The organism is Olsenella uli, from assembly GCF_016899935.1.
GTDB lineage: Bacteria > Actinomycetota > Coriobacteriia > Coriobacteriales > Atopobiaceae > Thermophilibacter > Thermophilibacter uli_B.
Genome location: NZ_JACJJK010000006.1, coordinates 137982 through 146154, shown reverse-complemented (window position 1 = coordinate 146154; position 8173 = coordinate 137982). Strand labels below are relative to the sequence as shown.

4 protein-coding genes are annotated in these 8173 nt (G+C 68.9%); all 4 read left to right on the top strand.

The genetic code is table 11. The features are described 5' to 3' along the window. The first annotated feature begins 457 nt into the window (after window positions 1-457). Window positions 458-3112, top strand: coding sequence for an AfsR/SARP family transcriptional regulator (locus H6A07_RS07140; RefSeq protein ID WP_204814243.1), 2655 nt, complete (start codon window positions 458-460; stop codon window positions 3110-3112). A gap of 113 nt (window positions 3113-3225) precedes the next feature. Further along, the gene (secA, locus tag H6A07_RS07135) at window positions 3226-6084 is read left to right on the top strand and encodes a preprotein translocase subunit SecA (RefSeq protein ID WP_204814242.1); all 2859 of its coding nucleotides are present in this window, start codon (window positions 3226-3228) and stop codon (window positions 6082-6084) included. Further along, a complete protein-coding gene (gene prfB / locus H6A07_RS07130; protein WP_204814241.1) occupies window positions 6085-7200 on the top strand; it encodes a peptide chain release factor 2 in 1116 nt (371 codons plus the stop codon). It begins immediately after the preceding gene. Next, window positions 7197-8072, top strand: a complete 876-nt coding sequence (locus H6A07_RS07125) for a YitT family protein (RefSeq protein ID WP_204814240.1) — start codon at window positions 7197-7199, stop codon at window positions 8070-8072. The genes prfB and H6A07_RS07125 overlap by 4 nt, the downstream gene beginning before the upstream one ends. Window positions 8073-8173 lie beyond the last annotated feature (101 nt).

The following is an 8173-nucleotide window of genomic DNA, read 5'->3' as shown; positions in this document are numbered from 1 at the left end:
GCCCCCGAGCGCCGATGGTACTGCGGAGTCAGTCCGTGGGAGAGCAGGACGTCGCTGACCAACAAGGGGCATTTTGCTGTCTCACCTTCAAATTGTTCGCATCGCCGCCTGGGGCTACGACCCCAGGCGGCGATTTGTTTTGCGGGGGCCCAACTTGCACCAAACTATCACCTTTCTAACGGCTGACTATAAGTGAATATGAAAACAAGCTAACGCGGAGCTTTAAATCTGTTAGTCTCTATGTTTGACAGTGCGAACCAACTGCCGTGAGGGGAAGTTTGGAATGGCATTGAACATGGATGACCTTGATGCGTCGGCGGAAGTTCCTTCCGAATGCCTTAAGCGTGGGGGCGAGGCAGATTCTCTCCAGACGACGCCCCGATCCACGGTTGGGCCGATCTCTCTCGAGGTGTTGGAGGCGGCCCCACGGGCGATTGCGTTGTGCGCCGAACCCGACATGGGGGCGGATGAGCTGCTCTCCGAGACCGTTGCCCTGGCTCGTCAGAGGGGCGACAAGATTATCTGGCGTGACTTCACGTCGGTCGCGCCCAACTCTGTGAGCAGGTCGCTCGTGCGGCTGGCGGGTCTCTATTCCGCCCCTCAACAGCATGTCCTTCTCGGTATCAGGGACCTTCCTCCCTCTGATGAGGGGTGCGTCCACCGTCAGGTGCGCGCGCTTCGTCGGCTGGTGGCTGCGGGAGTCTCGGTCATCTTTACGCTGCGACCTGAGGCACGCCAGCTTCTGGAAGCATTTCCGGAGTGCGACGTCGTTGGCGTTGCCGATCTCCTGACGGATGTGGGGTCGTCCGATCTGGACGTCACGCGTGGCATCTCATGTCTTGTCAGGGCACTCGGGTCCGCGTCACGCGAGACGCAGCCGAGCCGGGTCCCGGTGGCCTACTTCGATGTCCTGGGCGACCTTCTGCGAAGCTCTCTGCGTCCCTCGCTCTCCGACGAGGAACGCAGGCTGCGCCTAGCCATGGCGCTTCTGGGAAGCGGGACGTCCGAGGAGCTCGCGAGGCTTCTTGGTCCGACGCATGTCGAGATGCTGGCCGACGTGCGCGAGTTCGCTCCGCTGTTCGGCGTCGCCGACGATCTGGGCGAGTTCCGCTGCCTCACCTGGTCGGTTCCTGACGCGCTCGCCGTCTGCCTGCGTGACCTGGCGCCCACGTGCGCCCTGTTTCCTGATGTCGTCCAGGGTGTCATGACAAGGCTTGCGCGACGCGGTGACCTCGAGAGGGCCGCCGCGATTGCCCGTCTTCCCGAGTGCTCCGGCGCGCTGTCGGTCGTCGTGGAGCTGGCGATGGAGTTCGTTGACGTGGGGGAGCTGAGGCTTGTCCAGCGGGCGGCGGACGCGCCTGGGTCGGGAGCGGGCCTGGCGGACCTTCGGGCGGTTCTCGCCTCGCTGGACACCCGTGGGGCCTGCAGCCTGCCGGCAGGTCAGGGCGGGGCGCTGCGTCTCTTTGGTGACGCGCGTCGGCTTCTCTGGGGCAAGGTGCCTCGGCCCATGCCTGACGGGCTCGAGCGCGAGGAGGGACCCTATCGCAGGCTCGCCATCCATGCGAGGGCCTGCTCGCTCATGCTCGGCGGCTCCTTTTCTGAGGCGCTGCAGCTTCTCGTCGGGACCGACGGCGACGGGAGGGGCAGCGTCTCGGGGATGCTCCTCGCACTTGACGGGGAGCTCGCGCGGATTCTGACGGGAGGGCACTCCGAGCGGGGCGGGAAGGCGATGCGCGACGCTGAGGAGTTTCTCTCCCATCACCCCTTGAGGGGGCTCGTCGGGTACCTGCGCGTGTGCGAGATCGTCTCGGCGCTGCTGGAGGAGGGGGACGCGGAGCTCGGGCGCCTTGCCGCGCTGCACGAGCGCTCCGGGGGCGCGCTGGTGCAGGTCGTCGCCCTTCTCGCCGGGTCGGTCGCCGACCTCAGGGAGGGCTCTGCGGCCAGGGCGCGGGTCCGGGCCTCCCTGGCCGAGTCGGTCGCGCGGGGCTTTGACTCCGACTATCTTGGTCGCGTGGCGCGGCTCATGGGGGACGTGTCGCGCTTCGCGCTGGGGGACGAGCTGGGACCCGGCGAGGCCCAGCGGGAGCCCGACGACCTCGGCGCGGTGTGCGCGCTCGTCCGCGAGGCCATGAGCTCGGAGGGAGGTCCGCAGGAGCAGGAGCCCTCCTCGGGAGCTGCCGTCCCCTGGGACGCGCTGTGGCTCGTGCGGGTCCTCTGCCGGGGGATTGGACAGCTCTCGGAGCGCGTGGCGGGAGGGTTGCCGCTCGCCTGGAGGCGCGCCGTGTCGAGCATCGAGCCTGCGTGGCCTCCGCAGGCCCGGCCCCGGCCGTCGGGAGGCGCGGACCGGCGCGAGGCCGAGGGGGCCGAGCGTCCCGCGAGCCTCATCTCGGTGTCGCTGCTCGGGGGATTTTCCCTGAGGGTGCGTGGCCGGCGCGTCCCGGACGCGATGCTCGAGCGGAGAAACATCAAGTCGATGCTGGAGTACCTCGTCCTTCACGGCGGCTACGCCAAGCGCTTCCAGATCGTGGAGCAGGTGTGGCCCGACTGCGACTATGTCTCGGGCTTCAACAGGGCGTATCAGACGACGAGCACCTTGCGCGCCGCGCTCACCAAGATCGACCCGAAGGCGGACCCGATCGTCGCGAGCCGCACGAGCGGGGAGGTGGCCGTCAACATGGCGATGATAGACTGCGACGTCATCGAGTTCCGGGAGCTTGCCCGGGAGGCGGTGGACAGCGACGACGCGGAGCGGTCCCTCGCGTGCGCGAAGGGGGCCGAGAAGCTGTACGTCGGGGACCTCTACCTGCCGCCGGCCGACGGGACCGGGTTCGTCGCGGCGACGTGCCTCGAGCTCAGGGGCCTGTACGCTGACGCGATGGTGGAGGGGAGCCGCTCGGCCCTCGCCCTCGGGCACGATCGGACTGCGGTCAGGATGGCCGAGAACGCGATGCGAGTGGACGACCTGCGGGAGGACGCCGTGACGGCGCTCGTCCGCGCGCTCCAGGCCTGCGGGCGGGGAGGCGAGGCCCGACGGAGGCGACGCGCCTTCGAGGAGCGCCTCGCGCAGCTCGACGACGGGACGGAGGGCGGGGCCGCGCGGCCGACGCCCTGACGCGGCTCCTTGCGCTTTTGGTGAGAGCGGCCCGTTGAAGGGGCGCGAGCCTGGTGCAATGAGTAAAGTATCGAAACGGATGCCTGTGCGCCGTCGTTCGAAAAGGGAGTCCCATGCCCAGCTTTCTCTCCAAGATCCTCTCCATCGGTGCTGACCGCGAGCTCAAGGAGCTCGAGCGCATAACCGCTCGCGTCAACGACCTCGAGCCGCGCTTTCAGGCCATGGACGACGAGGAGCTGCGCGGGACGACCGCCCTTCTCCGCGAGCGCTACGAGCAGGGCGAGACGCTCGACGACCTCCTTCCCGAGGCGTTCGCCGCCGTGCGCGAGGCGTCGGTCCGCACGATCGGGCTGCGTCACTTTGACGTGCAGATCGTCGGCGGCATCGCGCTGCACCGGGGTACCATCGCCGAGATGAAGACCGGCGAGGGCAAGACGCTCGTCTCGACGCTCGCGGGCTACCTGAACGCCATTCCCGGCAAGGGCGTCCACATCGTCACCGTGAACGACTACCTCGCCCGCCGAGACAGCGAGTGGATGGGCAGCATCTATCGCTTCCTGGGCATGTCCGTGGGGCTCATCCAGAACGGCATGCGCCTCAACATGAAGAAGCCGGCGTACGAGGCCGACGTCACGTACGGCACGAACTCGGAGTTCGGCTTTGACTACCTGCGCGACAACATGGTCACGCGGCCGAACATGCGCGTCCAGCGCGGCCATCACTACGCCATCGTGGACGAGGCGGACTCGATCCTCATCGACGAGGCGCGCACCCCGCTTATCATCTCCGGGGCCGGGACCAAGTCCGCGAGCACCTACAAGGACTTCGCGCGCGCCGTGCGCGGCCTCACGCCCGACGTCGACTTCGAGATGGACGAGGCCAAGCACACGATCGCCACGACCGACGAGGGCCTGGCCAAGGTCGAGCGCGCCCTCGGGATCGACGACATCTACGGCGACCCCTCCGGCCAGCTCGTGAACCACCTGCAGCAGGCGCTCAAGGCCGAGTACATGTTCCACCGCGACCAGCAGTACGTGGTCGTGGACGGCGAGGTCAAGATCGTCGACGAGTTCACCGGCCGCATCATGGAGGGCAGGCGCTACTCCGAGGGCCTGCACCAGGCGATCGAGGCCAAGGAAGGCGTGTACGTCCGCGAGGAGAACCAGACCCTCGCCACGATCACCCTCCAGAACTACTTCCTCATGTACGACAAGCTCGCCGGCATGACGGGCACGGCCATGACCGAGGACGCGGAGTTCCGCGAGGTCTACCACATCCCCGTCACGGTCATCCCGCCCAACAAGCCCGTGGCGCGCGTCGACCACGACGACCTCGTCTACCGCACCGTCGAGGCCAAGTTCAAGGCTGTCGCGGATGACGTGGCGGAGCGTCACGCGAAGGGCCAGCCGTGCCTGGTGGGTACCGTCTCGATTGAGAACTCCGAGCGGCTGTCCCGCATCCTCGACAAGCGCGGCATCAGGCACAACGTGCTCAACGCCAAGTATCACGAGCGCGAGGCGCAGATCGTCGCCCAGGCGGGCCGCGAGGGCGCCGTCACCATCGCGACGAACATGGCCGGCCGTGGCACGGACATCCTGCTCGGCGGCAACGCCGAGGAGCTCGCCGAGGAGCAGGTCCTCTCCTGCGACTTCGGCATCGAGCAGGCGGACGTGCGCCGCATCCTCGCCGCGGGCGACCCCGCCAAGCTGAAGGCCTCCGACCTCGCCGCCCAGGGCATCGAGGTCGAGCAGGACGTCCTTCTCGCCATCGCGCGGGAGTACGAGCGGGAGCTCGCTGCGGCAAAGGAGCGCTGCGAGGTCGAGAGGAAGCACGTAATCGAGGCGGGCGGCCTGTGCGTGATCGGCACGGAGCGTCACGAGAGCCGCCGCATCGACAACCAGCTGCGCGGCCGCTCCGGCCGTCAGGGCGACCCCGGCGAGACCCAGTTCTACCTCTCGCTGGAGGATGACCTCATGCGCCTCTTTGGCGGCGACCGCATGGAGCGCATCTCCGCCATGATGCAGCGCTACGACATGCCGGATGACATGCCCATCCAGCACAAGCTGGTCACCAAGGCCGTGGAGAGCGCGCAGCGCAAGGTCGAGGAGGTCAACTTTGCGATGCGCAAGAACGTCCTTGACTACGACAACGTCATGAACACCCAGCGCCAGGTCATCTACGAGGAGCGCAACAAGATCCTCGACGGCAAGGACCTGATGGCGCGCGTGGACGAGGTGACCTACGACACGGTCCAGCGCGAGGTCTCCGGCTTCTGCCCCGAGGGCTCCAAGCACGACGAGTGGGACGTGCGCGGCCTGACCAAGTGGCTCGAGGAGCTGACCGGGCGCAAGGACGTCCCCGAGGTGGGCGACGCCCAGGACGAGGGGGACGTCGTCGAGACGGCCAACGACTTCGTGCGCGGCTGCTTCTCCGAGAAGGCCGAGCGGCTCGGCGAGGCGCCGATGCACGCCCTCGCCTCGCAGGTCATGCTGCGCGTGATCGACACGCGCTGGATGTCCTACCTGCAGGAGATGGACTACCTCAAGACCGGCATCGGGCTGCGCGGCTTTGGTCAGCGCGACCCGCTCGTGGAGTACAAGAGCGAGGCGTATGCCGCGTTCTCCGAGCTGGTCAACACGATGTACGAGGACTTCCTGCGCACGATCCTGCGCATCGAGATCGCCGTGCGGCCGGCGACCGCCCCCGCTCCCGCCGACGAGGAGCCGTCCGAGCTGCGCGGGGCGAGCTACTCCGGTCCCGCCGAGGTCGACGGTGACCAGGGCGTCCGTCGTGCTCCCGCCGCCGTTCGCGCCGCCGCCCCTGCGGGTCGGCCGGCCCCGGCGCCCGCGGCCAAGCCGCGCACGTACCGCAAGGCGGACGACCCCGACCCCTACGTGAACGTGGGGCGCAACGACCCCTGCCCCTGCGGCAGCGGCAAGAAGTTCAAGAACTGCCACGGCAGGAACAGGTAGATGGCGGAGACGACGCGGCCCGACCTCGGCGCGCTCTCGGCGCGCCTCTCCGAGGTCGAGGGATACCTGCACATCGACGAGCGTCGCGGCGAGGTGGCGGACCTCGAGGCGAGAAGCGCCGAGCCGGGGTTCTGGGACGACGCCGAGGCGGCCCGCGCGCTCATGGCGCGGCTCGCCGCCGCCCGAGACGACGTGGCGAGCATCGACGCCGCGCGGGAGAAGCTCGGCGACGCCGCCGCCGCGCTCGAGCTGGCGGACGAGACCGGGGACGAGGACCTTCTCGCCGAGGCGGCTGCGGCCGCCGCGTCGCTCGAGGCCGACCTCTCCGAGCTTGAGCTCTCGAGCTGGTTCACCGACGAGCTGGACCACGGGGACGCCATCGTCACCGTCACGCCGGGCCAGGGAGGTCTCGAGGCGCAGGACTGGTGCGAGATGCTCTTCCGCATGTACCAGCGCTACTGCGAGCGGCGCGGCTGGAAGGTCACCGTCAACGACGCCGAGCCGGGCGAGGCGATCGGCCTGAACCGGGCGACGTTCACCGTGAGCGGGAAGAACGCCTACGGGATGCTGCGCGCCGAGCAGGGCGTGCACCGTCTCGTGCGCATCTCGCCCACCGATGCCAAGAAGCGCCGTCAGACCACCTTCGCGGGCGTCGAGGTGCTGCCGGTCCTGCCGGACGACGTCGAGGTGGAGATCGACCCCAACGACCTGAGGATTGACGTCTACCACGCCTCGGGCCACGGCGGCCAGGGCGTCAACACCACCGACTCCGCCGTCCGCATCACGCACCTCCCCACGGGCATCGTGGTCACCTGCCAGAACGAGCGCAGCCAGCTCCAGAACAAGGCCTTCGCCATGAGCGTGCTCAGGAGCCGCCTCTACGAGCTGGAGCTCGCCCGCCGCGCGGAGGAGCTCGACGAGCTGCGCGGGCCCAAGCGCGACATCGGCTTCGGCAACCAGATCAGGAGCTACGTGCTCTACCCGTACCAGCTGGTCAAGGACCTGCGCACGGGCGTGGAGACGAGCAACGTGGACGCGGTGCTGCGCGACGGCGACCTCGACCGCTTCGTCGTCGGCTACCATCGCTGGGCCGTCGGCGGAGGGGAGGAGGCGTGAGCCGCATCCCCTGGAGGGTCGCCCTGCACGATGCGCTGCTCATCATCGCCGGCTCCGTCGTCTTTGCGATCGGCATCGACGTCTTCGAGGTCCCCTACGGCCTGGCCGCCGGCGGCGTGACGGGCCTCGCCATGGTCTTCTCGGCCGTCGCGGGCACCTTTGGCGTCACGCTGCCCGTCGGCCTCCAGACGATCGTCATCAACGCGCTGCTCATGGTCATCGTGGTCCGCTCCGGGAGCCGGGGCTACGTCGCGCGCACGGCGGCGGGCATCGTGGCCTGCGGCTTCTTCACCGACGCGCTCGTGCCGCTGCTGCCGGCCGTGGGTGGCGAGGGCGACCTGCTGCTCTGCGCCCTCTGGGGCGGCGTCGTCACCGGCCTCGGCCTGGGCCTCGTCTTCCGGACGGGTGGCAACACCGGCGGCACCGACATCGTGGCCCAGCTCCTGGCGAGAAGGGCGGCGCTGCCGGTCGGGACGGCCGTGATCGTGGTCGACGGCCTCGTCATCGCCCTCTCCGCCACGGTCTTCTCCGTCGAGCAGGCGCTCTACGCCGCCGTCGCGATGTTCATCTGCGGCAAGGTGATCGACGCCGTGGTCGACGGCCCCCGCGCCGCCCGCGCCGCCTACGTCATCTCCGAGAGGCACGACGAGATCGCGCACGAGATTCTCCACACGCTCGACCGCGGCTGCACCGAGCTCTCGGCGCGCGGCATGTGGAGCGGGGAGAGCCGCCCGGTGCTGTTCTGCGTGCTGAGCCGCTCCGAGACGGTCTGGCTCAAGCAGACCGTCGCCGCGTGCGATCCCAACGCCATCGTGGTCATCTCCGAGGTCCACGAGGTCTTTGGCGAGGGGTTCCGCCAGATCCGGGCCTGAGCTCCGGGCCCGAGGCCCGCGCCGACCGTTCGCCGCCGCCGCTCCCCGAGTTGCCTCCCCCCGCCCTCCGCGCGTGGGATACTCGTTCTTTCAGGAACGCA

What these genes read in the sequence shown, in the direction of transcription:
- H6A07_RS07140 (WP_204814243.1), top strand. Translation starts at nt 458, where the DNA reads ATGGGGGCGGATGAGCTGCTCTCCGAGACCGTTGCCCTGGCTCGTCAG.
- secA (WP_204814242.1), top strand. Translation starts at nt 3,226, where the DNA reads ATGCCCAGCTTTCTCTCCAAGATCCTCTCCATCGGTGCTGACCGCGAG.
- prfB (WP_204814241.1), top strand. Translation starts at nt 6,085, where the DNA reads ATGGCGGAGACGACGCGGCCCGACCTCGGCGCGCTCTCGGCGCGCCTC.